General features: G+C 72.3%; 23 protein-coding genes. 13 read left to right on the forward strand and 10 right to left on the reverse strand.

What is annotated here, in order from left to right:
- Positions 1–54: 54 nt before the first annotated feature.
- Entirely contained in the window at positions 55–348 is a 294-nt protein-coding gene (locus Pta02_RS01925; RefSeq protein ID WP_203872881.1) for a hypothetical protein, read from the forward strand.
- Between the two features lie 79 nt (positions 349–427).
- Here Pta02_RS01925 and Pta02_RS01930 read toward each other — a convergent pair whose 3' ends face one another.
- Positions 428–829: a DUF7144 family membrane protein gene (locus Pta02_RS01930; RefSeq protein WP_203872882.1), complete on the reverse strand. Its 402-nt coding sequence runs from the start codon at positions 827–829 to the stop codon at positions 428–430.
- Positions 830–884: 55 nt separating this feature from the next.
- Positions 885–1,184: an SHOCT domain-containing protein gene (locus Pta02_RS01935; protein ID WP_203872883.1), complete on the reverse strand. Its 300-nt coding sequence runs from the start codon at positions 1,182–1,184 to the stop codon at positions 885–887.
- 247 nt (positions 1,185–1,431) lie between these two features.
- On the opposite strand from Pta02_RS01935, the gene Pta02_RS01940 reads away from it, so the two are divergent.
- The 3 genes from Pta02_RS01940 to Pta02_RS01950 are packed head-to-tail and all read left to right on the forward strand — an operon-like array spanning position 1,432 to position 6,388.
- Positions 1,432–4,221: an MGH1-like glycoside hydrolase domain-containing protein gene (locus Pta02_RS01940; protein ID WP_203872884.1), complete on the forward strand. Its 2,790-nt coding sequence runs from the start codon at positions 1,432–1,434 to the stop codon at positions 4,219–4,221.
- Positions 4,218–5,738 carry an alpha-amylase family protein gene (locus Pta02_RS01945; protein ID WP_203872885.1) on the forward strand — a complete coding sequence of 507 codons (1,521 nt, stop codon included), beginning with the start codon at positions 4,218–4,220 and terminating at the stop codon, positions 5,736–5,738. The genes Pta02_RS01940 and Pta02_RS01945 overlap by 4 nt, the downstream gene beginning before the upstream one ends.
- A 50-nt stretch (positions 5,739–5,788) precedes the next feature.
- Positions 5,789–6,388, forward strand: a complete 600-nt coding sequence (locus Pta02_RS01950) for a DUF6069 family protein (protein ID WP_203872886.1) — start codon at positions 5,789–5,791, stop codon at positions 6,386–6,388.
- Here the strand turns inward: Pta02_RS01950 and Pta02_RS01955 are convergent.
- On the reverse strand, positions 6,381–7,259 hold the full coding sequence (locus Pta02_RS01955) for a YhjD/YihY/BrkB family envelope integrity protein (RefSeq protein ID WP_203872887.1): 879 nt from the start codon (positions 7,257–7,259) through the stop codon (positions 6,381–6,383). The genes Pta02_RS01950 and Pta02_RS01955 overlap by 8 nt on opposite strands.
- 412 nt (positions 7,260–7,671) lie before the next feature.
- On the opposite strand from Pta02_RS01955, the gene Pta02_RS01960 reads away from it, so the two are divergent.
- The 3 genes from Pta02_RS01960 (at position 7,672) to Pta02_RS01970 (ending at position 9,351) form a co-directional block, all read left to right on the forward strand.
- Positions 7,672–8,175 carry a DUF1269 domain-containing protein gene (locus Pta02_RS01960; protein ID WP_203872888.1) on the forward strand — a complete coding sequence of 168 codons (504 nt, stop codon included), beginning with the start codon at positions 7,672–7,674 and terminating at the stop codon, positions 8,173–8,175.
- Positions 8,176–8,373: 198 nt separating this feature from the next.
- Entirely contained in the window at positions 8,374–8,802 is a 429-nt protein-coding gene (locus Pta02_RS01965; protein WP_203872889.1) for a DUF7144 family membrane protein, read from the forward strand.
- Between the two features lie 102 nt (positions 8,803–8,904).
- Positions 8,905–9,351 carry a DUF7144 family membrane protein gene (locus tag Pta02_RS01970; RefSeq protein WP_203872890.1) on the forward strand — a complete coding sequence of 149 codons (447 nt, stop codon included), beginning with the start codon at positions 8,905–8,907 and terminating at the stop codon, positions 9,349–9,351.
- A 267-nt stretch (positions 9,352–9,618) separates the two neighbouring features.
- On the opposite strand, the gene Pta02_RS01975 is transcribed toward Pta02_RS01970, so the two are convergent.
- The 3 genes from Pta02_RS01975 to Pta02_RS01985 all read right to left on the reverse strand — a co-directional run bounded on the left by Pta02_RS01975 (position 9,619) and on the right by Pta02_RS01985 (position 14,309).
- The gene (locus Pta02_RS01975) at positions 9,619–10,170 is read right to left on the reverse strand and encodes a hypothetical protein (protein WP_203872891.1); all 552 of its coding nucleotides are present in this window, start codon (positions 10,168–10,170) and stop codon (positions 9,619–9,621) included.
- A 97-nt stretch (positions 10,171–10,267) separates the two neighbouring features.
- Positions 10,268–11,878 (reverse strand): hypothetical protein, encoded by a 1,611-nt coding sequence (locus tag Pta02_RS01980; RefSeq protein WP_203872892.1) that lies wholly within the window; start codon positions 11,876–11,878, stop codon positions 10,268–10,270.
- A 136-nt stretch (positions 11,879–12,014) separates the two neighbouring features.
- The gene (locus Pta02_RS01985) at positions 12,015–14,309 is read right to left on the reverse strand and encodes a winged helix-turn-helix domain-containing protein (RefSeq protein ID WP_203872893.1); all 2,295 of its coding nucleotides are present in this window, start codon (positions 14,307–14,309) and stop codon (positions 12,015–12,017) included.
- A 204-nt stretch (positions 14,310–14,513) separates the two neighbouring features.
- Here Pta02_RS01985 and Pta02_RS01990 point away from each other — a divergent pair, with 204 nt between their 5' ends.
- Entirely contained in the window at positions 14,514–14,762 is a 249-nt protein-coding gene (locus tag Pta02_RS01990) for a DUF8691 family protein (RefSeq protein WP_203872894.1), read from the forward strand.
- A 107-nt stretch (positions 14,763–14,869) separates the two neighbouring features.
- Here the strand turns inward: Pta02_RS01990 and Pta02_RS01995 are convergent, their stop codons facing one another.
- On the reverse strand, positions 14,870–17,488 hold the full coding sequence (locus tag Pta02_RS01995; RefSeq protein ID WP_239129347.1) for a winged helix-turn-helix domain-containing protein: 2,619 nt from the start codon (positions 17,486–17,488) through the stop codon (positions 14,870–14,872).
- 472 nt (positions 17,489–17,960) lie between these two features.
- Here Pta02_RS01995 and Pta02_RS02000 point away from each other — a divergent pair, with 472 nt between their 5' ends.
- The gene (locus Pta02_RS02000; RefSeq protein ID WP_203872896.1) at positions 17,961–19,088 is read left to right on the forward strand and encodes an AI-2E family transporter; all 1,128 of its coding nucleotides are present in this window, start codon (positions 17,961–17,963) and stop codon (positions 19,086–19,088) included.
- A 100-nt stretch (positions 19,089–19,188) separates the two neighbouring features.
- On the opposite strand, the gene Pta02_RS02005 is transcribed toward Pta02_RS02000, so the two are convergent.
- Positions 19,189–20,067, reverse strand: a complete 879-nt coding sequence (locus Pta02_RS02005; RefSeq protein WP_275423546.1) for a LysR family transcriptional regulator — start codon at positions 20,065–20,067, stop codon at positions 19,189–19,191.
- Between the two features lie 62 nt (positions 20,068–20,129).
- Between Pta02_RS02005 and Pta02_RS02010 the strand changes: the two genes are divergently transcribed.
- Positions 20,130–21,110 (forward strand): aldo/keto reductase, encoded by a 981-nt coding sequence (locus Pta02_RS02010; protein ID WP_203872898.1) that lies wholly within the window; start codon positions 20,130–20,132, stop codon positions 21,108–21,110.
- Between the two features lie 119 nt (positions 21,111–21,229).
- Positions 21,230–21,985 carry a ZIP family metal transporter gene (locus tag Pta02_RS02015; RefSeq protein ID WP_203872899.1) on the forward strand — a complete coding sequence of 252 codons (756 nt, stop codon included), beginning with the start codon at positions 21,230–21,232 and terminating at the stop codon, positions 21,983–21,985.
- Between the two features lie 48 nt (positions 21,986–22,033).
- On the opposite strand, the gene Pta02_RS02020 is transcribed toward Pta02_RS02015, so the two are convergent.
- Entirely contained in the window at positions 22,034–22,519 is a 486-nt protein-coding gene (locus Pta02_RS02020) for a nuclear transport factor 2 family protein (protein WP_203872900.1), read from the reverse strand.
- 119 nt (positions 22,520–22,638) lie between these two features.
- On the opposite strand from Pta02_RS02020, the gene Pta02_RS02025 reads away from it, so the two are divergent.
- Entirely contained in the window at positions 22,639–23,535 is an 897-nt protein-coding gene (locus tag Pta02_RS02025) for a LysR family transcriptional regulator (protein WP_203872901.1), read from the forward strand.
- A 99-nt stretch (positions 23,536–23,634) separates the two neighbouring features.
- Here Pta02_RS02025 and Pta02_RS02030 read toward each other — a convergent pair whose 3' ends face one another.
- Complete coding sequence (locus Pta02_RS02030; RefSeq protein ID WP_203872902.1) at positions 23,635–24,384, reverse strand: SDR family NAD(P)-dependent oxidoreductase; 750 nt, start codon at positions 24,382–24,384, stop codon at positions 23,635–23,637.
- Between the two features lie 77 nt (positions 24,385–24,461).
- Between Pta02_RS02030 and Pta02_RS02035 the strand changes: the two genes are divergently transcribed.
- Entirely contained in the window at positions 24,462–25,019 is a 558-nt protein-coding gene (locus Pta02_RS02035) for a TetR/AcrR family transcriptional regulator (protein ID WP_203872903.1), read from the forward strand.
- Positions 25,020–25,036 lie beyond the last annotated feature (17 nt).

Here is a 25,036-nt window from a genome sequence, read left to right on the forward strand (position 1 = left end):
GCCTCCTTCGCGGGGGAGGCCCGGCTACGAGGATTCCGGAGAAAGGAGACGGCTATGGGCTGCCTGCTTGCGATCTTCGCTGGATTTTTCCCCAGGCTCGCGTTGTTCGTCGTGTGGGTGGCCCGGCCGAACCTGGTCGACGCCGCCTTCGGCGGCTGGATCGTGCCGCTTCTCGGCATCATCTTCTTCCCCTTCGCGACGCTGCTGTACGTGCTGTTCTACGTGCCGGGGCTGGGAGTGCCCGGCTGGGCGTGGCTCTGGATCGCCCTCGGGGTGCTGCTCGACCTGAGCCACTGGGTGAGCATGGCTGTGCGGCGCGATCGGATGGTCGACGTGCGCGGCATGTGAAAGCGGCATGACACACGGCGGGCCCCCGTTCCACGGGGGCCCGCCGCTCGTCACGCCGCCGGTCTCTGCGTAGTAGTGGTCAGTCTCTGCGGAGTCCCGCCTGCCGGGCCTCCTGCTTGCCGTACACGCACAGTGTCCAGATCACGAACACGTCGATGGCGATGATGAGCAGCGCCCAGATCGGGTAGTAGGGGATGAAGAAGAAGTTGGCGATCGCGCTCAGCGCGGCCGCGACGATGCCGACGACGCGGGCCCAGAGCTGGGCCGCCATCACACCCCAGCCCGCGATGCCCACCACGATGCCCAGGGCCAGATGGGTCCAGCCCCAGGCGGTCACGTCGATCGCATATATGTAGTTCGGCGCGGGAATGTAGAACTGGTCCTCCAGGATGGCCGCGATTCCCTCGATCGCCTGGAAGAACCCCACCGTCATCATCAGGACGGCGGTGAACAGGATCGATCCCGTGGTCCAGCCACTCACCTGATCGTCCGCGTGCGACCTGCCTGCCATGTGGCACCTCCGTGTCCGTCAGGCGCTAACCGCGCAGTATCTGCTGCTTGGCCGCGCGGAACTCCTCTTCCGTGATGGCTCCCTGGTCGAGCAGCACCTTGAGCCGTTCCAGCTCGCCCACCGTCCCGCCGGCGGACGCGGTCTGGTCGGACACCGCCCGCGCGGGCACCGTCTGCACGGCACGCGGCGCGGCGACCTGCTCCCGGTCGTCCTCGTCGTATTCGTCGTAGTACTCGTCGCCCTGAACGGCGTTCCTGGCCTGGCGGCGCTTGATCGCCTTGTAGGCGGCGGCACCGGCACCGGCGATCACCACCGCGTTCCGCAACGGTCTTCCTTTTCCGCCTCTGCGAAGCATCCCCATCATCGGCCTCCCGGATCCGCACGAGTTCGGTTCAAGGAGATCGGTCCGCCGGACCGGCCTCATCACCCTCGCCGGGTGATGGGGGGCCCGCCCCGCGGTGCGACGGTCGGCTGTGGGCGAGCGGCACCGGCGGGCACCAGGACGGCGCCCGCCGGGGTCGCGCCGCGTGCTGCGCACAACCGTCGGCGGCGATCGTGGAGGTGCTGCGGAGATGAGCACTGAACAGGAACGGCTGAGCCAGTCGGCCGCCCCGGACGCGCCCTGGCGCCGATGGGGTCCGTACCTGAGCGAGCGGCAGTGGGGCACGGTCCGGGAGGACTACAGTCACGGCGGCGACGCCTGGAACTACTTCCCGCACGACCACGCCCGCTCGCGGGCCTACCGCTGGGGCGAGGACGGCCTGGGCGGCATCAGCGACGACCAGCAGCGCCTGTGCCTGTCGGTGGCGCTGTGGAACGGCCGCGACCCGATCCTCAAGGAGCGGCCCTTCGGCCTGACCAACGGCGAGGGCAACCACGGCGAGGACGTCAAGGACTACTTCTTCTACGTCGACAACACCCCGACGCACTCGTACATGAAGTTCCTGTACAAGTACCCGCAGGCCGCCTTCCCCTACGACGACCTGGTGGCCGTCAACGCCGCCCGCGGCCGCGACGCCTTCGAGTACGAGCTGCTCGACACCGGCGTCTTCGACGAGGACCGCTACTTCGACGTGTCCGTCGAGTACGCCAAGGGTGGCCCCGAGGACGTGCTGGTGAAGGTCACCGTGGCCAACCGCGGCCCGCAGGAGGCCACCGTCCACGTGCTGCCGACGCTGTGGTTCCGCAACACCTGGTCCTGGCCCGGCGGTACGGCCAAACCGCAGCTGCGCGCGACCGGCCCCGGGGTGATCCAGGCCGATCATCCGGAGCTGGGCGCCTACCGCCTGCACTGCCAGGACGGGGCGGCGCTGCTGTTCACCGAGAACCAGACGGACAACGAGCGATTGTTCGGCACCGAGAACCTCTCGCCGTACGTCAAGGACGGCATCGGCCGCTTCGTCGTCGAGGGCGAGAGCGCCGCGGTGAACCCCGAACAGAGCGGCACCAAGGCCGCGGTCCACCACATCCTGACCGTGCCCGCCGGCGGCGAGGCGAGCGTGCGGGTCCGGCTCACCGCCGACCAGGCCGGCGACCCGCTGGGAATCGGCTTCGACCAGGTGATGGGCGAGCGGCTGGCCGAGGCCGACGCCTTCTACGCCGCCCTGACCCCGCCCGGCACGACTCCGGACGAGGCGCTGGTGCTGCGCCAGGCGCTGGCCGGGCTGCTGTGGAGCAAGCAGTTCTACTGCTTCGAGCTGGACAACTGGCTCAGCGATCACGGCCTGGATCCGTGGTCGGTCTCCGACATGCGCAACCACGGCTGGTTCGGCATGGACGCCCACGACATCATCGTGATGCCGGACAAGTGGGAGTACCCCTGGTTCGCCGCCTGGGACCTGGCCTTCCACGCGGTCGCGCTGGCCGTCGTCGACATCGACCTGGCCAAGCACCAGATCGAGCTGCTGCTCGGTGACCGCTACCTGCACCCCAACGGGCAGATGCCGGCCTACGAGTGGAACTTCAGCGACGTCAACCCGCCGGTGCACGCCTGGGCGGCGCACTTCATCTACCTGCTGGAGGCCCAGCTGCGGGGCCAGGCCGACCAGGACTTCCTGGAGCGGGTGTTCCAGAAGCTGCTGCTGAACTTCTCCTGGTGGGTCAACCGCAAGGACCCCGACGGCCGCAACGTCTTCCAGGGCGGCTTCCTCGGCCTGGACAACATCGGCGTGTTCGACCGCAGCGCCCCGCTGCCGACCGGCGGGTCGCTGGACCAGGCCGACGGCACCGCCTGGATGGCCTTCTACGCCCAGAACATGCTGCAGCTGGCCATCGAGCTGTCCGGGCGCAACCCGATCTACGAGGACCTCGCGGTCAAGTTCATCGCGCACTTCCTGTGGATCTCCGCCTCGATCGACCGCGTCGGCGACGTCAAGGACGAGATGTGGGACGACGCGGACGGTTTCTTCTACGACGTCCTGCGCAAGCCCGACGGCACGGCCACGCGGCTGAACGTGCGCTCGCTGGTGGGGCTGCTGCCGCTGTGCGCCTCCACCGTCTTCCCGCCGCGCATCGAGGGGGAGAACGCCCGCCTGGTCACCAAGATCACCGACTTCGCGCAGCGGCACACCTGGCTGGCCGAGGGCATATCCGCGGCGGACAGGCGGGGGGTCGGCGGGCGCCGGCTGCTGTCCCTGCTGGACCAGGGCAAGCTCACCCGCGTGCTGTCGCTCATGCTCGACGAGTCGGAGTTCCTGAGCCCGTACGGCATCCGCGCGGTCTCGCGCCACCACGCCGACCATCCCTACGAGTTCTCGGTCAACGGGCGCACCTACCAGGTGCGGTACCTGCCGGCCGAGTCCGACACCGGGATGTTCGGCGGCAACTCCAACTGGCGGGGACCGATCTGGTTCCCGATGAACGCGCTGATCATCCGGGCGCTGCTGAACCTGTACGCGTTCTACGGCGACGACTTCACCGTCGAGTGCCCGACCGGGTCGGGCACCCGGATGACCCTGTACCAGGTGGCCGAGGAGATCTCCGACCGGCTGACCCGCATCTTCCTGCGCGGCGCGGACGGCCGGCGACCCGTGTACGGCGGGCAGCGGATCTTCCAGGAGAGCCCGCACTGGCGCGACCTGATCGAGTTCCACGAGTACTTCCACGGCGACAACGGCGCCGGGCTCGGCGCCGCCCACCAGACCGGGTGGACCGCGACCGTCGCGGTCTTCACGGCCCTGTTCAAGAACCTCTCCGCCGCCGACTTCCGGGAGATGGACCGCATCGCCGAACGCACCGCGGAGCGGGCCGCCGAACGCGCCGCCGAGCAGTCCGCGAGCCCGGCGGAGAGTCCGGCGGAGGGCGGCACCGGGGGCCGGACCGCCGGTCGCGCCAAGGGCCGGGGCAGGGAGACGGAGCGATGACGGGCGGACGGCGGCCGGCGCCGGTGATCTACGAGGTCAACACGTGGGTGTGGCTGGGCGAGCTGGAGCACCGCAACGGCCGGTCGATAGGTCTGCAGGACGTGCCCGGGAAGGAGTGGGACGCGCTGGCTCTGCCGGGCGTCGACACGGTCTGGCTGATGGGCGTGTGGCAGCGCAGCTCGGTCGGCCGCGACCTCGCCCTGACCCAGCCCGGGTTGCGCGACTCCTTCCGGGCCGCCCTGCCCGACGTCACCGACCGCGACATCGCCGGCTCGCCGTACTGCGTGCGCGACTACACCGCCGACCCCCGGCTGGGCGGGACGGCGGGGCTGGCCGCGGCGAGGGACGCGCTGGCCCGCCGGGGCCTGCGCCTGATGCTGGACTACGTGCCCAACCACGTGGCCCCCGACCATCCCTGGCTGAGCGCCCACCCCGAGTACTTCGTCCGGGGTGACGCCGCCGACCTGGAGCGGGACCCGGCGGCCTTCCTCGCCCGGGAGGGCGTGGTCGTCGCGCGCGGGCGGGACCCGTTCTTCCCGCCCTGGCCGGACGTGGCACAGCTCAACGCCTTCGCGCCCGGCCTGCGCGCCGCCACCGCCGAGACGCTGACCCGGATCGGAGAGCAGTGCGACGGCGTGCGCTGCGACATGGCCATGCTGCTGACCACCGAGGTGTTCGCCAAGACCTGGGGTGAGCGGGCGGGCATGCCCCCGGCGGAGGAGTTCTGGCCGTTCGTCATCGGCCGGGTCAAGGAGCGCCACCCGTCGATGCTGTTCGTGGCCGAGGCCTACTGGGACCTGGAGTGGGCCCTGCAGCAGCAGGGCTTCGACTTCTGCTACGACAAGCGGCTGTACGACCGGCTGCTGCACGAGAGTCCCGGGTCCGTGCGCGGTCACCTGCGCGCCGACCTGGCCTACCAGCGGGGGCTGGTGCGCTTCCTGGAGAACCACGACGAGCCCCGGGCCGCCGCCGTGTTCGACCCGGCCAAGGAGCGGGCCGCCGCGATGATGATCGCCACTCTGCCGGGGGCCACCCTGTGGCACGAGGGCCAGTTCGAGGGGCGCAGGGTCAGGGTGCCCGTCTTCCTGTCCCGGCGGCCGGACGAGACCCCCGTGCCGGAGCTGCGGGCCTTCCACGAGCGGCTGCTGGCGGCCGTGGGCGCGAGCGGCATGCGCGAGGGCGACTGGCAGCCGGTCGAGTGCACCGGCTGGCCGGACAACCGGTCCTGCGAGGGGATGGCGGCCTGGAGCTGGTACCGCCCGCAGGGGCGGCACCTGGTCGTGGTCAACCTGCAGGACCGGGCCGCGCAGGCCCGCCTGCCGCTGGCCTGGCCCGAACTGCCCGACCGGCGCTGGGTCCTGCGCGACCTGCTGACCGGTACGACCTACGAACGCGACGGGATCGAGATGCGGGATCCCGGCCTGTACGTCGCGCTCGACGGCTGGGCCGGCAACGTCTTCGCGGTCGAACCGGCCGCGACCGCACGTCCCGAGGCGGCCCCGGCCGCGCAGCCGTGACCGCTCCGGACGGGCAACCGGTGACCGCGACCGTGTGAGGAGTCCTGACGATGTCCGGATCGATGTACGACCCCCCCGGCGGCTACGAGCCCCGGGGGAACTACCAGCAGGGCGGGAACCACCCGCCGGGCGGGGAGTATCAGCAGGGCGGGGGCGGTGACTACCAGCAGGGCGGGAGCTATCAGCAGCCGCTCCCGTCCCGCGCGCCCGCGCCGTCCTCCGGGGAACCGCCCGCCGTCGACACGGGCAGGCTCTGGGGCGGAGGCCTGGCCACGGCCGTGGTCGCCGGCCTGGTGGCGTGGCTCGGCGTTCTCGTCGCGGAGGGGATCCTCAACGTCGAGTTGCTGGCCCCGCGGAGCAGGGGGCTGACCGGCGCGTCCGGGACGGCGCTCTACGTGATCTCCGCGGGCACGGGCGCGCTCATCGCCACGTTGATCCTGCAGATCCTGGTCTCGCTCACTCCGCGGCCGCTGGCGTACTTCTCCACGATCATCGGGTTGATCACGGCCGCCTTCGCCATCCTGCCCTTCACCGCGGAGGCGCCGCTGTCGACCCAGATCGCGACCGGCCTGGCCAATCTCTGCGTCGGACTCGTCATCCTGACGATGCTTCCCAAGGTCGGCTACACGGCGATCCGATCGGCTAAGTGACCCGGGGGGCCTCGGAGGTCCCGGGAGCCCCGGAGGCGCCGGACGCTTCGGGGGCCCCGGGACCCGCCGGCACTCCGGCGGCGGGGTCCTCCGGCGCGAGCTCCGCGCCGACCACCGCGGCGGCGACGATCCCCAGGCCGATGATGATCAGCCAGGAGATGAGTGCGAACGTCACACCGATCAGGCCGTACCGCCCGGCGTCGTTCTCGATGACCCGCGGCATCCAGTACGCCGAGGCCATCGTCACGACCAGCTGCCCGCAGGCGGCCACGATCGCGCCGGGGACGAGCCTGCGGATCGGTATCCGGCGGCTGAGGAGCAGGTACTGCAGCACCCCCCACAGCGGTATCGCCGCCAGGATCCTGATGAAGGCGGCGATGAACGAGCCCCCGGGCGCGCTGTGCAGCGCCGACGTCAGCAACGTGAGGACGATGAGCTGCGCCACCAGCAGCGACACGCCGGCCAGGCCGTTGAACGTGCCGGGGATGCCGTGCGGCGGCAGGCCCCACGCCTCCTCGTAGACCCGCTGGAGCGACCGGGTCAGGCTCAGCAGCGACGCCAGCAGCACGATGAGGCCGATCACGGACATGGTCTGGGCGGCGACCGGCGGGCGGGCGAACAGCGTGCGCATGGCCTCCGCGCTGTCACCGGTGAGGTGGAAGCGGGTCACCAGTTCGTCGCCGACCGCGTGGCTCCCGCCGGAGCCGGTGACGCTGGCCGTGAGGATCAGCAGGGGGATGATGGTGGTGAACGTCTGCCCGGCGATGACCAGGCTGCGGTTGCGCCCGTCGATGTGACGGAACCGCTGGAGGCATCTCAGGGTCAGTGCGAGCCCGCTCCAGCGCGCCAGGCTCAGCAGCCGCTCGCGCACGGCCACGTCATTCGGGCCGGCGGGGACGTTGCTCCCGGCCCTCCGGGTCCAGCTCCGCCACGATCTGGGCCCACCTGCCCGGGTTCACCCACACACCGGCGTCGTGGGAACCGGAAACGGGGGGTCCGGCGCGACGGTCCCTCCGGGAACGGACGGCGCAACGGCACAGCCACCAGATCACGGCGGCGCCGGCGATCACTTCGAGGAACAGTTCCATGGTGCCCGCCTTTCCGTGGCCCCTGCCATGGCGCCGGTGCCGTTCTCCGTTCCCGCAGGGGAAGGTGCCGGCCCGGGGGCGCGTGATGAGTTTCCCAAATCCGGAATCAGACACTTCACCCGGCGAGGGTGATGAGGCGGGCCCGGCGGACCGATCTCCTTGGGGCGAGGCAACGAACGAGGGAGAGGGCGAACCATGGCAGATCTGATAGCGATCGGCTATCCCGACGAGTCGACCGCCGCCGACGCGGAGCGCGAGGTCCAGCACCTGACCGCCGAGCTCATCATCCAGCCCGACGCGGTCGCGGTCATCACGCGTGACCAGCAGGGCAAGTTCCACGTCAGCACCCACCACAACGCGGTGGCCGGCGGCGCGACCTGGGGCATGTTCTGGGGACTGCTGTTCGGCATGTTGTTCTTCGTCCCGTTCCTGGGCATGGCGCTGGGCGGCGGCCTGGGCGCGCTGATGGGCAAGCTGGAGAAGTCGGGCATCGACAAGGCCTTCCAGCAGCAGGTGCGCGACATGCTCCAGCCGGGCACCTCGGCGCTGTTCCTGGTGGTGGAGAAGGTCACCCCGGACAAGGCCGTGGCCGCGCTCAGCAAGTACGGCGGCACCGTGCTGAAGTCCTCCCTGTCCAAGGACGCCGAGCGGCGGCTGCAGGAGGCCCTGCACGGCGAGGAGGCGGCAGAGGAGGTGTGACGGTCGCCCCGTCGAGGAGCGGCCGATCACCGGTCGCTCCGCCGAGGAGCGGCCGATCGACGGCAGTCCGCAGGTCGCCCGGTTTCCCCGGGCGACCTGCGGCTTTTCCGCGGTCTCCCGGATGTCACCCCCGATGGGTGATCCCCGGGGGCGGGCGCCGGGGCGATGGTGGGACGGCGACTTGAGGGAGGTGTCACCATGGCAAACAGGTCTTATACCGACAAGCCGGTCAGCGGCTGGGTCATGGGATTCGCGTTGTTCGCCGCCGTCATGATGATGATGGTGGGGATCTTCCAGGCCATCGAGGGGCTCGCGGCCATCCTGGAGAACGAGTTCTACGTCGTCGCGCCGAACTACGTCTACCAGGTCGACGTGACGGTCTGGGGCTGGATCCACCTGGTCCTGGGCATCGTGCTGGCCGTGGCCGGCTGGGGCGTGCTGTCGGCCCAGATGTGGGCGCGGGTCGTCGGGATCGGCGCGGCCGCGCTGAGCGCGATCGCCAACTTCTTCTTCATCCCCTACTACCCGGTGTGGTCGATCCTGATCATCGTGATCGACGTGTTCGTGATCTGGGCGCTCTGCGTGTACGGCAAGCAGGAGGCTCGGGACGCGGGGATGAGGTCCTGACCGCATCCGCGGGAAATCTCATCCGTCGCGGGTGAGTTGCGCTCGCTCGCTCCGGGTGACCCTTGCCGCATATGCGGCCTGCCGTACCCAATGGGAGGTGCCATGTCAGAGCAGGTATCCGCGAGACACGAGGAGCCGGTGGAGGACAAGCCGGTCAGCGAATGGGCCATCGGCTTCGCGTTGTTCGCCGGGATCATGATGGTCATGATCGGAATCTTCCAGGCCTTCCAGGGGCTCGCGGCCATCCTGGAGGACAAGTTCTACGTCGTCGCGCCGAACTACGTCTACCAGATCGACGCGACGGTCTGGGGCTGGATCCACCTGGTCCTCGGCGCCCTCGCCGTGGTCGCCGGATTCTTCATCTTCAGCGGGCAGCTCTGGGCCCGGATCGTCGGCATCGGCTTCGCGGTGCTGAACGCCGTCACCCAGTTCCTGTTCCTGCCGTACTACCCGGTCTGGTCGCTGATCATGATCACCATGGACGTCTTCGTGATCTGGGCGCTGTGCGTCTACAACAAGCGCGCGGTCGAGCAGGGCATGTCCTACTGAGCTGACAGCGTCCCCGGAAGTCCCCGGAAGTCCCCGGAAGTCCCCGGAAAGCGAGAGAGTGCGAAGAAGAACCCGACCGAGCGGTTCCGGCCCATTGGGACCGCTCGGTCGGGTTCGTATGTGTGCCCGCCCGCGGAGCGGCCTCCGCGGGCGGGAACGGTTCTCAGCGGCGTCGCCGGGCCACGCGGCGCGCGGTGCGGCGGGACGTGCGTCGGGCGACTCTCCGGGCTCCGAACATCGCTGTACCTCCCTCTGTGAGTCCTGCGGTCACTTCTTGGCGGCGGCGGCCGTCTCCATCTCGTGGAGCTGCCTGGCCTCCTCGGCCGTGTACATGCCGAGCGCGACGAGGTCGAGCGGGCTGATGAAGGCGTCGCTGATGCGGAAGCCGCCCGCGCGGAACACCGCGTCCCGCAGCGGCACCGCCCAGTGGTGCTCCAGCAGGATGAGCGCGGCCGCGGAGTCGTTCGGGATGTCCTCGATCACGTCCCAGGCATCCTCCCCGGTGAACACGTGCAGGCCCTCCTGCGCGACCTTCTCGGCGCCGGCGACCGCGCCGGCCACGGCGCCCTCCTTGTCGCCCTCGATGCCGATACCGATCAGAGCGCCGATCGCGCTGCCCAGCTCGATCGCCTCGTCGGTGGTGATGTTGCTCAGGTGCTCGACCTCGATGTCACCCGCCTTGTCCTTGTAGACGGCGAGCGCGTCGATCACCCGTACCGTGTCGCTCTGCCGCAACCGCTCCAGTTCGCCGATGATCTCGCCGTGGAACTCGGGATGGTTGAACCCCAGCACGACGAGCTGCACAGGTCCGATGGCCATGTCCGCCCTCTCCTCTGCGTGTCGCTCGCGTCGGCAGGCCCTTCTCGCTGCCGTGCCGTCCTTACCGGCACCGTGCCACGCGGGAGGGGGGCGGCCATCACCCGCCGGGGATGACCTGAGGCCGGCCGGTCGTCACCGGCGGGGCGGCGTCCGCGGGCGGTTCCGCGTCCGGCGGCGGCACCTCGACGCCGCGGGCGAGCAGGGTGACGAGCACCTCGTAGCCCACCAGGACGACGGCGATCACGAGCAGCGCCGTCCACGAGGAGAACAGCAGCGCGACGACGGCGGCCACGATGACCCCGCCGACCCGCAGCACGTCCAGGTGGCGCGCGATCCACGTCCTGAGCCGGACGTCGGTGCCGACCGAGCGGGCCTTCCCCGCCACGGCGCGGGCCCCGGCCGCCACGTAGCGGCGAAGCGCGACCGGGAAGCGCCCCGGACCGACGAGATAGCACAGGACCGCGACCGCGACACCCGTCCACAGCGCCCACAGCCCCCACACCCGCAGGTCGGAGAAGATGTCGTACACCGCCACGGACACAGCCTGGCGGTACATCCCCTCGGGGACGAGCCCGAGCAGCTGGTCCCGTACGGCCCGCAGCGCGCTGGACAGGACGACCGCGGAGATCGCCGTCCACATCCCCAGCTGCAGCAGCGTGCGCCGGCGGTGGGGCGAGATCCACAGCGCGAGGACGAGCGCGAGCAGGGTCCCGGCGACCAGGAGCACGAGGAAGCGCTTGACCGTCACGACGGTCTGCTGGATCTGGCCGAGCATGGGCCGGTCGTAGAGCGTGATCTGGGCGAAGTCGGCGGGCAGCGACACGCCGAGCGCGGTCTCGATGCGCTGGTGCAGTCCGGGCGGGATCTCACCGGAGCTGAGCGTCGGCAGGTCGATCTCCTTGCCGAAGATGGTGGGCAGCTGGTTCTCGATGGTGACCAGGAGGTTGTTCACGACGGGCAGCAGGTTGAGCGTGACCGTGCTGCCCTCGACGGAGACCGACGGACTGGTGCCCTCGGCGATCGCGACGATCCGCGCGTGCGCGAACCGGTTCGCGGTGACCCACAGGGCCCGGAACTGCTCGGACGCCATGAACTTGGCGACGAGGTCCCTGGTGTAGCCGTGCACGGCGCCGGTCACCGGCCCGGCGAGGAAGGTCGCCCGGGGCGGCAGCACCTCGGCCAGCCGCTGCTCCACGTTCAGGGCGCTGAAGACCTCGTCGGTGAGATAGGTCGCCACCGCGTTGGTGACCTCGGGATGCTCAGGGAGGGTCCCCACCGTCGCCACCCAGCGATCGGTGTTGAGCACCGTGCGCCCGCCCCAGAGCCCGATGAGGGAGGCCACCAGGCCGAGCCCGGCCAGGGCGGCCAGGATCGCGGCGACGGTGCGCCGTACGGCGAAGCCCCGCCGGCGCCGTTCTCTACGGACGACGAGCTGACCCCGCAGCTCGGCCACCTCGGCGCGCAGGCGCTCCAGTTCCGCCTCCGCCGTCCCGGGCGGCTGGACCGGGGGAGGCGCGCCTGCCCCGGAGGCGCCGGGCGTGCCGGAGGAGGGAGGCGGATCGGCCTGGGCCGTCCCGGATGTGCCGGACGGAGGAGGCGGGGCGGCCGCGACCGTCCCGGGCGGGACGGGGGAGTCGGGCCCGGCCGTCCGCGGCGGGCCGGTCTCCGTCGGCTCGGTGGGGCGGGTGTGCTGTTCGTCCCCGGGCATGGCGGCCTCCCGGACCAGTCGGCGCAGCGGTCCTGCTCGGACAGGATGCTGGCCGCGGGGCGGCCGGGAGTCTTCACACCTTCCGGGTGACAGTCCCCGCTCCGGGCGCGTCTTCCGCGGAGGCCCCGGCGGGCCCCTACAGCAGTCCCAGCCGGTGGGCGTGGTGGACGGCGTCATGGCGGGAGGTGACGCCGAGCTTGCGGTAGATCGAACGGGTATGGGTCTTGACGGTGTTGGCCGAGAGGAAGAGCTCCTGCCCGATCTCGCGCACGGACAGGTCTCCCTGCAGCAGCCGCAGCACGGCCAGCTCGCGCGGGGTCAGCGGTCCCAGCGGGACGGCGGGCCGCGCGGCGTCGGTCATGCGGCGGATCCGGGAGACCTCGGCGCGCAGGTGCTCGCCGCTGTCCGGCTCGGCCGCCAGGAGGTGCTCCGCCTGGTCGACGAACCCGCGCGCGGCCGCCCGGTCACCGGAGCCGGAGGCGACCCGGGCGAGCCTGATCAGCAGGCTCAGAGTCGGCCAGGGCGTGAGGCCGACGACTCTCCTGCGGACGTCGAGGGCGTGCTCCAGCAGCCTCCTGGCCTCCAGGGGCCGCCCCTCGCGGGCGAGCACGGCACCGAGGGCGTCGGAGGCCGGTGACACCGTGGGCGACTCGGTTAGTTGCCAGGCCTCGGTGAGGTCGTAGGCCACCCTGGCCGGTTCCTCGGCCTCCGCGAAGCGGCCGAGGCCGCCCAGCGTGAGCGACAGGACGGCCAGGGCGAGGATCCGGAAGATCGGCCAGGCCGCCGTGTTCTGCGCCGCCTGCTCCAGGGGGCGCAGCGCGGCCTCTCCGTCCCCGCTCAGGTAGAGGCCGTAGCCGAGCGCTGTGCGGGCGGCCGAGTGCCACTGCGCCGTCGGGTCGGGTTCGAGGGCCACGGCCTCCCGGGCCGCGCCGAGCATGTCCGGCACGCCGTCGAATCCGAACACCGCGCGGACCAGGCAGACCGAGAAGCGCACCGAGGGCGAGCCGTCGGGGAGCGGTCCCCGGTGCGGGAGGCTCTCGGCGACGTGCAGCCAGTGCCGGGCCGCCAGGCGGTCGCCGGACAGGGCGGAGACCCAGGCCGCGCAGACGGCCGTCACGGGATCGCCGCCGGTCCGTGCCGCGCCGATCGACCGCATCCACCCCTGGACGATCGCCAGGTGCCCGGCGTTGACGTACTCGGCCCAGTGCGCCTGGAACAGCCGCAGCGCCCGCTCCTCGTCCTCGCCCGCCAGCGCGTGCTCGATCGCGTCGTGGGTCTGGTTCCGCCCGCCGTACCACTCGCTCGCGCGCCGGTGCAGTGCCGGGACGAGGTCGGGTTCGGTGCGGGCCAGCTCGCCCAGGAGGGCCTGCCGGAACAGGCGGTGCAGGCGGTACTCGTAGCGATGGCCGTCGAGGGGGACGAGGAACGCGTTCGCCCGCTCCAGCTCCTGGAGCAGCCCGGCGGCGTCGGAGGTGCCGGCCACGGCGTCGCACAACGCCGCGGTGAACCGGTCGAGGACGGAGACGCACAGCAGGAACCGGTGCAGCTCGGCGCTGAGCGACCCGACCACCTCCTCCTCCAGATAGTCGGTGACGGTGCGGTAGGTGCCGGTGAAGTCGGCGACGAACGCGGCGGGGTCGGCCGCGGTCCGCAGTGACAGCGCCGCCATGTGCAGGGCGGCGGGCCAGCCCTCGGTGCCGTCGAGCAGGTGGTCGAGGACGGAGTCGTGGAGCCGGACGCCGGCGAGCCGGTGGACGAGCCGGGCGGCCTCCTCCTTCGTGAAGCGCAGGTCGTCCGTGCGCAGTTCCAGGATGTCGTCGGCGGCGCGATAACGGGCGAGCGGGAGCGCGGGCTCGGCGCGGGTGACGATGACGAGCTGGACGCCGGCCGGCAGATGGTCGGTGAACGTCTCGACCTGCCGGCGGCGCAGGGGGTCGTCCAGGGTGTGGAAGTCGTCCAGCACGAGGACGCACGGCCGGCGGTGGGCGGTCAGCACGCCGAGGAGGCGGAGCAGCGGCAGCTCGTCGGCGTCGAGCGCCTGGTCCTGCGGCGCGATCTCCGGCCAGTCGCCGTCCAGCTCCGGGATCGCCTCACGTATCGCGGTCTCGACGGCCCGCCACAGCGCGTCGGCCGCGTTCGCGCTCCGGTCGAGGGTGACCCAGGCGAACGGCCGGTCCTGCCCGGCCGAGGCACGCCATTCGGTGACGAGCGCCGACTTGCCGAATCCGGCCGGCGCCGAGACGAGGACCAGCCGGGCGCTCCGGGCGCCGTTCAGCGTCCGGATCAGATCAGAACGGTGGATCCACTCGGGACGGGGCGGGGGAGCGTTGGTGCGTATGTCGACGAACGAGGCGAGTGATGAGGGTGAGAGATGGCCGGGCTCGTGCAGGTCCTGCTTCTTTCGATCTGTCTCGCGGAACCACCTGCGCATTTCGGTTCTCCGTAGCGGCGTCAGTGCAAAGAAGTCTTCTCCGCGGGGACAAGGCAGTCAAACACGCATCCCCGGCTCCGTACCGGCCGGAGCATGTCCGTGGGCTCTATCACCCCCTGCGAAGGATGCGGCGACGGGTTTCACCCGGCTGACTCGAAGGTGAACCTCCCACGGGGTTCCGCGGCAGGGGAAGGGAGAGCGAGCGTGAACAGCGAGCCTGATTCCGGTGCGGCTGTCTCGCGCGGCTACGAGATCAGAATCCGAGGCCGGGTCGGGGAGTCGTTCCAGTCCCTCTTCGAAGGTCTGAAGGTGACCCTGAACCCGGTGGAGACCGTCGTGCGGGGAGACGACCTCGATCAGGCCGCCCTCTACGCGCTCTTGGAGCGTATTCAGACACTGGGCCTGGAACTCGTCGAGATCCGCCGGCTGCCCCTCTCAGGGGAGCGCCCTTGAGGGGGCCCGGCCGGTAGCGGCATCCCGCCTCCCGCGGGGGCCGCTACCGGCCGGGCCCCGCGGCCGGGATCCCGGCTCGGACCCCGGCTCGGATCTCAGGCCAGGTCTCATACCAGGGAGAGGTGTTTTGCCCGGCGCACCGCCTCTCCGCGCCTGGTGACGGCGAGCTTGCGGTAGATGCTCTTCAGGTGTGTCTTGACGGTGTTGACCGACACGTACATCTGGGAGGCGATCTCCTCGGTGGTCATCATCTTCGACAGGTGCCGCAGGACGTCCAGCTCGCGCGCGCTCAACTGCCCGTAGACCGCGGACTCGGCGGAGGCCGGGACCGTACCGGGCTGGAAGCGCAGGAGCTCCAGGAGGCGCAGGTACGGCCGGACGAGGTCGGGGTCGTGCCGGAACAGGGGCTGCAGCCAGGCCCTCGACCGCACGAACGGCAGCAGCAGCTGGTCGCGGTCGCCCAGGCGCAGGGCGCGGTCGAGGGAGCGGCGGCCCCGGGAGGGGTCGGTGAACCGGTAGGAGAGGTAGGCGTCCAGCAGCCAGGCGTCCACGCGCACGTCGGCGGGGATCGCCCCGGGTTCGGCCAGCGCCTCGTGCACGATCTTCGCGGCCGTCACCATGTCCCCGGCGCCGATCCAGGCGCGTGCGAGGACCACCGCGGACAGCGGGTCGCCCGGCTCCCCGACGCGCTCGGCGGCCTCGCGCGCCGCGGCGGGCTCTCCCATCAGCGTGTGGGCGTCGGCCTCGGCGAGCGTCAGCCGGCGCTCCAGCCACGCCGGCCCGCCGACGGTGCCGCGCACGGTCTCCAGCGCCCGCCGGGGGAGGCCCTCCACCAGGTCCACCTCCGCGGTGATCAGGGCGCTCATCCCTGACATCACGGCGTCGGGGAACTCCTCCAGGGCCACCCGCGCCCTGGCCAGCTCATGCCTGGCCCGCGGCAGCTCGACGTGCTGCAGGGCCACCGCGGCGGAGGCGAGGTGCGCGGCGGCGACGCGGCGGCGGGCGGGCGCGGGGCACACCTCCGGGAGCTGCTCCGCCCGCGCGGCCAGCTCGGTGGCGCGGACGAACCTGCTGCGCAGGCACTCGGTGAGCGCCAGATGCCCCAGGCAGTGCCGGCGCAGGAACTCCCCGTCGGTCTCCAGCGCGAACGTCAGGGCCGAGCCGAACGCGTCGGCGGCCTCGGCCGTACGCCCCTCCCCCAGCTCTATCCGGCCGCGGGAGGCCAGGACCAGGGCGCGGACCTCGGGATGGTCGTCGAGCGATCGGGCCGGGAGCCGCCGCAGGAGGTTCTCGACCTCGGTGACGGCCCGGACCCGTTCCGCGTCGTCCGGGCCCGGGTCGGTCAGCCGGATCATGCCGGCGGCCAGGCGGGCGGGCAGGGCCCGCGCGGCGGGCAACCGCGCGATCAGCTCGGTCGCGGTGCGCAGAGCGCGGGCGCAGGAGGCGTCGTCGCCGCCCGCGCGGGCGACGGCGGCCGCGACGAGGCCCGGCTCGGCCTCCGTCCGCGTCACGTGGTCCGGCATCCCGCGCAGGGCGTCCACGAGCAGGCGGTCGGGCCGCAGCCCGAGCAGCCGGCCCACCGCCGTCCGGCCGATGACGAGCCGGGAGGCGTAAGCCCAGTCGTCGGCCCGTACGGCGTGCCGTACGGCGTCCAGGAGGAGGCCCTTGCGTGCGAACCAGGCCGCGGCGCGCAGGTTCAGCGATGCGACGTCGCCGGGCGCCTCGTGCCGCAGGATCAGGCGCAGCGCCTCGGCGAACATCGGGTGGTACCGGTACCAGCCGTGGTCGAGCTGGGTGGCGAACGGATTGTCCTGCACCACCTCGGCGAACGACCTCCCCACGTCCACCCCGCCGAGCTCGGCCGCCAGCTCCGAGTTGACCCGGTCGGGGACGCTCGTGACGAGCAGCAGGCGCCGCTGGTCATCGGGACGGGCGTCGAGCACCTCCTCGATCAGGTAGGCGACGACGGATTTGTCGTCGCCGGCGAACTGGGCGACGAAGCCGTCCGGGTCCGGGTGGCCCTCCAGCGATATCGCGGCCAGGCGCAGGCCCGCCGCCCAGCCCTCGGTGCGCCGTACCAGTGCCCGCAGAGGCGCCGGTGCGAGCCGGACCCCGTGCTGGGCCAGCAGCGGCTCGGCCTCCCGCTCCGCGAAGGCCAGGTGTCCCACCCGCACCTCGGTGAGCTGCCCGGCCAGGCGGTAGCGGTGCAGCGGCAGGGCCGGGTCCCGCCGCGCGGTCACCACCAGCCGCAGCCACGGACGCGCGCTCTCCAGCAGGGAGGTCAGACCCCTGCTCACCTCCGAGTTGTGGGACATGTGCAGGTTGTCGAGTACGAGGATGACGGGCCTGCCGTGGGCGGAGACGTCCAGGGCCAGCTCGCCGGGGGCCCTGCCCCAGTCCATCGCCTCCCAGGAGACGTTGATCCCCGCGTGGTAGAGAGCCATGGCCACCAGCGGCCAGAAGGTCTCGGGCTGCACGTCCTCCGGGTCCAGCGTGACCCAGGCGATCGGCCCGGGACTCCTGTCGGCGGTGGCCCAGGAGACCACGGCCGAGGTCTTGCCCGCCCCCGGCGGACCGGTGACGACGGTGAGCGAGCCTCCCGCCCCCCGGCGCAGGCGTTCCACGATCCGGGTCCGGCAGACCGTCCACGGCGGTTGCTCCGGAACGACGACCTTGGAGTTGACCACCATCGCGTCCCGCCGGTCTGATAGCGTCCTCGGAACCATCACCGACCCCTATCCTCGCCCAAGCGCCCTCGCCTCGACATTCCGTTCCGCGCGGGTGATGCGACATCACCCGCGGGCGATTTCACCCGGGTGAGATCCCTCCCTCACCCGGAAGGTGTGAGCTCCGTCCAAGGTCACGAGGACGGGGGCGGATGAGAGGCCGGTGGCGACGGGACAACGGACAGCGCCGTATCAATGGATAGGTGCTGTCCCGGGAGCACCTGGGACGCCTCGCGGCCGGGCCGGGGCCCCTCGCGGCGGCGGGCGGGGTCACCGGCGGGAGCCGGGGCGGCACACCCGGTCACCCCCGGAGCGGGGCGGCGCGCCCGGTCACCCGCGCGGGGTGATACGCACGAGGGCCCGGCGAGAGGATCCTCGGAGCAGGGAGGGACCGGATCGTCGATCCCGCGGCGCACCATCCGGGAGTTTCGATGAGACCGGCGACCACGGGGACGGCATCGGGGAAGGCCGCGTGATCGCCTCGCGGCCGGGGGCGCCGGCGCGGATGCGTGCGCTGGGGACGGCCGGCTGGCAGTTCACCGGGCTGGTGACGGCCTGCGCGATCGTCCTGTTCCTGATGTTCGTGCTGCGGTCGCTGCTCATGCCGCTCCTCGTGGCCGCCGCCCTCGCCGTCGTCTTCCTCCCCCTCGTCGACCGGATCGCGGCCGGGCGGATCCCGCGGTCGATCGTGGCGGTCCTGTGCTGCCTGGCCTTCATCGGGCTGGTCCTGCTGTGCGTCGTGGTCCTGGCCGTCAGCCTGTACGGCCAGGCCGGCGAGATCGGCACCGTGCTCGAGCGGGCCGTCGCCCATCTGCGGGAGGTCGCCGCCGGTCTGGGGCTCGACCAGGATCAGGTGACCTCCGTCAAGGAGGCCGTCGTCAAGACGGCGCCCGCGGTGGTGACCGGGCTGGTCTCCGGCCTGGCCGGCGGCGCGGCCGCCGTGATGGAGGTCGTCCTCGGCGTCGTCCTCGGCCTCTACATCATGTTCTTCCTGCTCAAGGACGCCGAGATCATGGAGTCCGCGGTGGTGCGGACGCTCCCGCTGCCCTCCGCCCTCGGCCACGAGGCGGCGGGCCGTTCGGCCGTGCTCGTCCGCCGCTATCTCCTGGGCGTCACCCTCATCGCCCTGGTGAACACCGTGCTGGTGGCCGCCGGCGGGCTGATCCTGCAGCTCCCGGTCGTCGGGGCGATCGCCCTGGCGACCTTCATGGGGGCCTACATCCCCTATCTCGGCGCGTTCATCTCCGGCGCCTTCGCCGTGCTCATCGCCCTCGGCTCGGGCGGCACCGGCACCGCGCTGTGGATGCTGCTCATCGTGATCCTGGCGAACGGCAGCCTGCAGAACATGATCGCGCCGTTCGTGTTCGGCTCGGCCCTGGAGATCCACCCGCTGATCGTCCTGCTCGTCACCGTGGCGGCGGGCATCGTCGCGGGGCTGGCCGGGGTGATCCTGGCCGTGCCGGTGACGGCCATGGCGATCGACCTGTTCCGCCTGCTCCGGCGGGGGCGGGAGGCCGCGGCGGACCCCGGCGCGGTGCGGGAGGCCGCACCGGGGTCCGGCGCGGGCGACGGCGTGGGAACCGGGACTCCTCAGACGTAACGACCTCGGACATGACGATCTCAGGCGTGGCGGCCTCGGACGTGGTGACCTCGGGCGTCCGGGACCCGTGTCCGCAACCACCGGCTACGGCGGAGGCCGGTCACGGCAGGGCGCCGGCCGCGGGGAGGGCGTCCAGGAAGGCCCGGACCTGGGGGCGGCGGTCGTCCCGCCGCCAGGCGATGGCCAGCTCGGCCGGCGCCAGCCCGCGCACCGGCCGGTACACCACACCCGGCCGCGTGTAGAGGGAGGCGTTGCCCTCGGCGATCAGCGCCACGCCGAGGCCGCTGGTGATCGCCTCGAAGGTCTCGTCCGCGGTGCCGGTCGTGGCCCCGATCACCGGATCGTCGTCCCTGGCCTCCCGCGCCAGCCAGAAGTCCCGCAGCGGCCCGGCCTCCACCGGCAACGCGATGAACGGCTCGTCCCGCAGCTCGCCGAAGGACAGCTCCCGACTGCCTGCCAGCGGGTGGGACTCGGGCAGGGCGACGAGCCTGCGCTCGACGGACAGCACCCGGGCCCGCAGGCCGGGCGCCGCGGGCAGCCAGACGAAGGCCACGTCGGAGGTGCCGTCGGCCAGACCCCCGCTCGGGTCGGTCCAGCCGACCAGCCTCAGGGAGATCTCCCATCCCGGCATGGCCGCCCGGAACCTCCGCAGGGCGTCCTGCTGGATCCCCCTGCCGACGGCGGTCTGCATGCCGACGACCAGGGTCCCGCTGGGCGCGGCCGCCCGCGCGGCCTCGATCCCGGCGCTCCACCGCTCCAGCAGCTCGCGGGCGGAGGGCAGCAGCGCCCGCCCCTGATCGGTGAGCACCATCCCGCCGTGCACCCGGGTGAAGAGCGGGAAGCCGAGCTGCCGCTCCAGCGCCCCGAGCTGCTTGGAGAGCGCGGGCTGCGAGACGAACAGCCGCCGGGCGGCGCGCGTGACGTTGAGCTCCTCGGCCACGGCGACGAAGTACCGCAGCTCGCGCAGGTGCACATCCATAACCATTGGTTATCGCAAGGGGTCTTGGACGGCAAGGCCGTACGGGTCACATGATCGAGGACATGAGGACACGCGAACTCGGGAACTTGAAGGTCCCTGCGATCGGATTCGGCGCCATGGTGCTCTCGCCGGGCATGTACGGCGACATCGACGACGACCGCGCCGAACGGGCGATCAATGCGGCGCTCGACGCGGGCGCCGTCCACGTGGACACCAGCGACGCCTACGGCGCGGACGGGCACAACGAGCGCCTGGTCGGCCGGGCGGTCAAGGGGCGGCGGGAGGAGGTGGTCGTCGCGACGAAGTTCGGCCTGGCCGTACCGGAGGGGGAGGGCGCCAGGTCCTTCCCCGTCGGCTACTCCTTCGGCGAGCTCAGGGTGAACGGCGAGGCGCGGCTGGTGCGCCGCTACGCGGAGCGGAGCCTGGCCAACCTGGGGATCGACGCGATCGACCTGTACTACGCGCACTATCCGGACCCCGGCGTGCCGATCGAGGAGACCGTCGGGGCGATGGCCGCACTGGTGGACGACGGCCTGGTCAGGCATCTCGGGCTGTCCAACGTGACCGCGGAGCAACTGCGCCGGGCGCACGCGGTGCACCCGATCACGGCGGTGCAGAACGAGTGGTCGATGTGGCGGCCGGTCGACGCCGGGCTGCTGGCCGCGGCCCGCGAGCTGGGCGTGGGCGTCGTCGCCTGGAGCCCGCTGGGCAACGGGTTCCTCACCGGGTCCGTGCGGTCCCTGGGGGAGGGCGACTTCCGGCACAACGCGCCGCGCTTCTCCGCCGGGAACCTCTCGGCCAACAACGACCGCTACGCCCCGATCCGGGATCTGGCGGTCGACCTGGGGATCACCCCGGCCCAGCTCGCGCTGGCCTGGCTGCTCCACCAGGACGAGCACGTCGTGGCGATCCCCGGCAGCCGCACCCCCGCCCACATCCGGGAGAACGCGGCGGCGGCCGGCTTCGCCCTGCACGGCGACACCCTCGCCCGGATCGACCGCGCCCTCACCGGATTCGAGGTCTCCGGCGGGACGTTGTTGTGAGGGGTGCCGCTGTGAGGGGTGCCGCTGTGAGGGACGCGGCGGGAGGGGAAGGAAGGGGGCGACGGCGGGCGCTGACACGGCGGCCGTGACGGCAGTGCCGTGAAAGTGGGGAGACCGCTGTGCCTCAGTGGCTGCAGGCGGGACTGTGGGGCCTCGTCGCCGGTGGGGCCCTGGTCCTCGGAGCCGGGATCGCCTGGCTGGTGAACGTGCCGGCCCGCGTGGTCGCCGGGATCATGGCCTTCGGCGCCGGAGTGCTGATCTCGGCGCTGGCGTTCGACCTGGTCGACGAGGCCGAGCGCACGGGAGGGCTGGGCCCGACGGCGATCGGCTTCCTGGCCGGGGCCGGGACGTACGTCGCGGCCGACATCGTGCTCGCCCGCCACGGCGCCCGGCACCGCAAGCGCTCCGGCGACCAGCAGGCGAGCGAGAGCGGCGTCGGAGGGAGCGGCCTGGCCATCGCCGTCGGCGCCCTGCTCGACGGGGTTCCCGAGTCGGTGGTGCTGGGCCTGTCGCTGCTGAACGGCGAGGGCGTCGGCGTCGCGTTCCTGGCCGCCGTCTTCATCTCCAACCTCCCGGAGGGGCTGTCCAGCGCCGCGGGCATGAAACGGGCCGGGCGCGGGGCCCGGTACGTCTTCGGCGTCTGGGGCGGGATCGCGCTGGCGAGCGCGCTGGCGGCCGTCGTCGGCTACGTCGCCCTCCGGGACGCCTCGCCGGTCACCGTCGCGGTCATCACCGCCGTCGCCGCCGGCGCCGTCCTCGCCATGATCGCCGACACGATGATCCCCGAGGCGTTCGAGCGCACCCACGCCTTCACCGGGCTCATCACCTCCGTCGGGTTCCTGCTGGCCTTCGCCGTCGATCGTCTCAGCGGGTAGGCGGCCGTCCGGCCGCGCCGGCAGCGGGGCGCCCCGGGGACCGGCCGCTCAGCCGGGAGAGTTGAAGATCGCGGTGGGGTCGCCGGTGAACCAGACGTTCTCGATGCGCAGGCGGCGGATGACCCAGTGGTCGCCGTCGCGGACGAGACCGGCGTCGTAGAGGTTCTTCAGCAGGGCGTGCGTGCCGTGGTCGGCGGTCAGCAGGTGCTGCGCCTCGACCAGCGCGGTGAGCCGGGCGGTGTCGCCCTCGATCACGACGCGCGGGTTGGTGACCTGGTGGGTGGTGGCGACCCGTCCGGCGAACAGGTCCAGGATGGTGGAGACGATCGTCTCCCGCCCCGTCATCACCGGCGGTTCGGACCCCCACCTGGCGGCGGCGGGACGGAAGTCCAGCTCGGCGTCGGCGGCGAAGGCCGAGGCGAACAGGTGCCGGTCCCCGAGGTCCTGGCCGAGCCCGAAACGGTACAGCGCGTCGACGATCTCCGTACGGTCCCTGAGCTCCCGGGCGACGGTCTCGACGTCGATCCTGTGCATGATGACTCCCGCGCATGTCAGATGGGTCTTCGAGTCCCTCCACCCTCGTCCCGGCCGCGTCCGTGATCAACGGGCGTCCGTGCAAGGATCGTGAAGCCTCGCTCAACGATGGAGGTGGCATGTTCGACAGGCACGAGCTGGAGGCGTTCCTGACCCTGGCCGAGGAGCTGCACTTCGGCCGGACCGCCGAGCGGCTGCACGTGTCCACCTCCCGGATCAGCCAGACGATCGCCAAGCTGGAGCGGCGCGTCGGCGTCCCGCTGTTCGACCGCACCAGCCGCCGGGTGGAGCTGTCGGCGGTGGGGCGTCAGCTGTATGAGGAGGTACGGCCCGCCTGGACCCGGATCGGCGTCGCGTTCGAACGGGCCGTCGACGCCGGCCGGGGGATCACCGGCACGCTGGAGGCCGCCTTCATCGGCGCGGCGGCGGGCCAGCTGCTGGCCGGCGCGAGCGGGCTGATGCGGGACCGGTGGCCCGGCTGCGCGGTCCGGATCCGGGAGGCGCAGCTCGGGCAGGTCGTGCCGTGGCTGCGGGACGGCGAGGTGGATCTCGTCCTGGCCCACGTCCCGATGCCCGCACCGGGCATCGTCAGCGGGCCGGTGCTGGTGCGGGAGGCGCGCATGCTGGCCGTACCGCCGGGGCATCCCTTCGCCCGCCGGGCGTCGGTCTCGCTCGACGACCTGGCGGGCGTCACGGTGCTCCGGCTGCCGGACACGCTGCCCGAAGCCTTCCGCGCCGCGTACACCCCGCCGCGGACCCCGTCGGGACGGCCGGTCGCGGCCGGTCCCGCGGGCGAGACCTTCCAGGAGATCCTCACGCTCGTCGGCGCCGGACAGGGCGTCTTCCCGGTGGGCGCCCAGGCCAGGCGCTACTACGCCCGCCCCGATGTCGTCTACGTCCCCTTCGACGACGCCCCGCCCCTGGAGTGGGGACTGCTGTGGCGGGCGGACGCGGCCACCGCCCGGGTGCGGGCCTTCGCCCAGGCCGCCTACGACCTGGTCCACGACCACCCCTGAGCCCGTGCGGCGGTACGGCCGGGCGGACCGGTGGCCCGGTGCCGGTGCGCCCGGTCGGTGTGCCCGGTCGGTGTGCCCGGTCAGGCGCCCGGCCGGTCGTCAGGCCGCCGACCAGCCGCCGTCCACCGGCATGATGGCGCCGTTGACGAAGGAGGCGGCGTCGGAGGCGAGGAAGAGGGCGGCCTCGGCCATCTGCTCGGGCTGGGCCAGGCGCTCGCCGAGGGCGAGCACCGGGCCCAGCCGGGCGGCGCCGGCCGGGTCGAAGGCGGCGCCGTCGGCGATGTTGGTGATGGTCGGGCCGGGCAGGATGGCGTTGCAGCGGATGCCGTCCTTGGCGTACGCCCAGGCCACGCTCTTGGTCAGGCCGACCACGCCGTGCTTGGAGGCGGTGTAGGCGGCCCCGGCCGCGCCGCCGCGGATGCCGGCCTCGGAGGCGGTGTTGACGATCGCGCCGCCGCCCTGGCTCAGCATGTGCGGCAGCACCGCGTGGGTGACCAGGAAGGTCCCGGTCAGGTTGACGCGCAGCACCCGCTCCCACTGCTCGACGGTGATGCCGGCGGGCAGCGCCATGGTGTCCATGATCCCGGCGTTGTTGCACAGCACGTCGACGCGGCCGAAGGACTCGATCGCGGTCTCCACCAGCGCGGCCACCGACGCCTCGTCGGCGATGTCCGCGGCGGCGGCGACGGCCGCGTCCCCGATCTCGGCGGCGGTGCGCCCGGCGCTCCCGGCGTCGATGTCGCAGGCCACGACGCGGGCGCCGGCCTTGGCGAAGGCCAGGGCCATCGCCCGGCCGATGCCCGAGCCCGCGCCGGTGACGAGGCAGACCTTGGTGTCGAAGGAGGTCACGAAGTGGTCCTTTCGGTCGGGGCGCTGCCGCCCGCCGGGCAACCGGACGATACCGTCCGGTTGTTAACATAGCCGCCGTGACTGCCGTGCGTCGACCCAACAGAGGACCGCGTGCCGCGGCGGAGAACCGGGCGGCGCTGATCACGGCGGCCCGTGAGGCCTTCGCCACCGTCGGATACAACGCCCCGCTCACCGAGGTCGCGCGGGCGGCCGGGGTGGGGCAGGGCAGCCTCTACCGGCACTTCCCCGACCGGGTCAGCCTCGCGCTGGCGGTGTTCGAGGACAGCGTCGCCGACCTGGAGGCGCTGGCCGCCCGGCCCGGCACCACGCTCGACGACGTGCTGAACCTGATCACCGAGCAGACCGTCGCCTCGACCGCGTTCATCACCATGGTCAGCGTGCCACCGCGCCCCGACCCCCGCATCGTCGAGGTGCGCGACCGGGTCGCGCGGGTGCTGGAGAGCGTGCTTCCCGAGGCCCGGCGCACCGGCCGCGTCCGCGCGGACATCACGGCCGAGGACCTGGTCCTGGCCGTCGGCATGGTGGCCGTCCTGCTGTCCAACCTTCCGGCGTCCGAGCGCACCGAGACCACCGATCGGATGTGGAAGCTGCTCCGCCACGGGATCGAGGCCTGATCGCGCTCTCCCGGGCC

The organism is Paraplanobispora takensis, assembly GCF_016863195.1.
GTDB classification, from domain to species: domain Bacteria; phylum Actinomycetota; class Actinomycetes; order Streptosporangiales; family Streptosporangiaceae; genus Planobispora; species Planobispora takensis.

Bases quoted from the DNA above. Each gene is read 5' to 3' on its own strand.
- Pta02_RS01985 (WP_203872893.1), bottom strand. From the start codon at position 14,309: ATGCGCAGGTGGTTCCGCGAGACAGATCGAAAGAAGCAGGACCTGCAC.
- Pta02_RS02020 (WP_203872900.1), bottom strand. From the start codon at position 22,519: ATGCACAGGATCGACGTCGAGACCGTCGCCCGGGAGCTCAGGGACCGT.
- Pta02_RS02010 (WP_203872898.1), top strand. From the start codon at position 20,130: ATGAGGACACGCGAACTCGGGAACTTGAAGGTCCCTGCGATCGGATTC.
- Pta02_RS01950 (WP_203872886.1), top strand. From the start codon at position 5,789: ATGTCCGGATCGATGTACGACCCCCCCGGCGGCTACGAGCCCCGGGGG.
- Pta02_RS02005 (WP_275423546.1), bottom strand. From the start codon at position 20,067: ATGGATGTGCACCTGCGCGAGCTGCGGTACTTCGTCGCCGTGGCCGAG.
- Pta02_RS01945 (WP_203872885.1), top strand. From the start codon at position 4,218: ATGACGGGCGGACGGCGGCCGGCGCCGGTGATCTACGAGGTCAACACG.
- Pta02_RS01995 (WP_239129347.1), bottom strand. From the start codon at position 17,488: ATGGTTCCGAGGACGCTATCAGACCGGCGGGACGCGATGGTGGTCAAC.
- Pta02_RS01975 (WP_203872891.1), bottom strand. From the start codon at position 10,170: ATGGCCATCGGACCTGTGCAGCTCGTCGTGCTGGGGTTCAACCATCCC.
- Pta02_RS01925 (WP_203872881.1), top strand. From the start codon at position 55: ATGGGCTGCCTGCTTGCGATCTTCGCTGGATTTTTCCCCAGGCTCGCG.
- Pta02_RS01965 (WP_203872889.1), top strand. From the start codon at position 8,374: ATGGCAAACAGGTCTTATACCGACAAGCCGGTCAGCGGCTGGGTCATG.
- Pta02_RS02025 (WP_203872901.1), top strand. From the start codon at position 22,639: ATGTTCGACAGGCACGAGCTGGAGGCGTTCCTGACCCTGGCCGAGGAG.
- Pta02_RS01960 (WP_203872888.1), top strand. From the start codon at position 7,672: ATGGCAGATCTGATAGCGATCGGCTATCCCGACGAGTCGACCGCCGCC.
- Pta02_RS01970 (WP_203872890.1), top strand. From the start codon at position 8,905: ATGTCAGAGCAGGTATCCGCGAGACACGAGGAGCCGGTGGAGGACAAG.
- Pta02_RS01940 (WP_203872884.1), top strand. From the start codon at position 1,432: ATGAGCACTGAACAGGAACGGCTGAGCCAGTCGGCCGCCCCGGACGCG.
- Pta02_RS01980 (WP_203872892.1), bottom strand. From the start codon at position 11,878: ATGCCCGGGGACGAACAGCACACCCGCCCCACCGAGCCGACGGAGACC.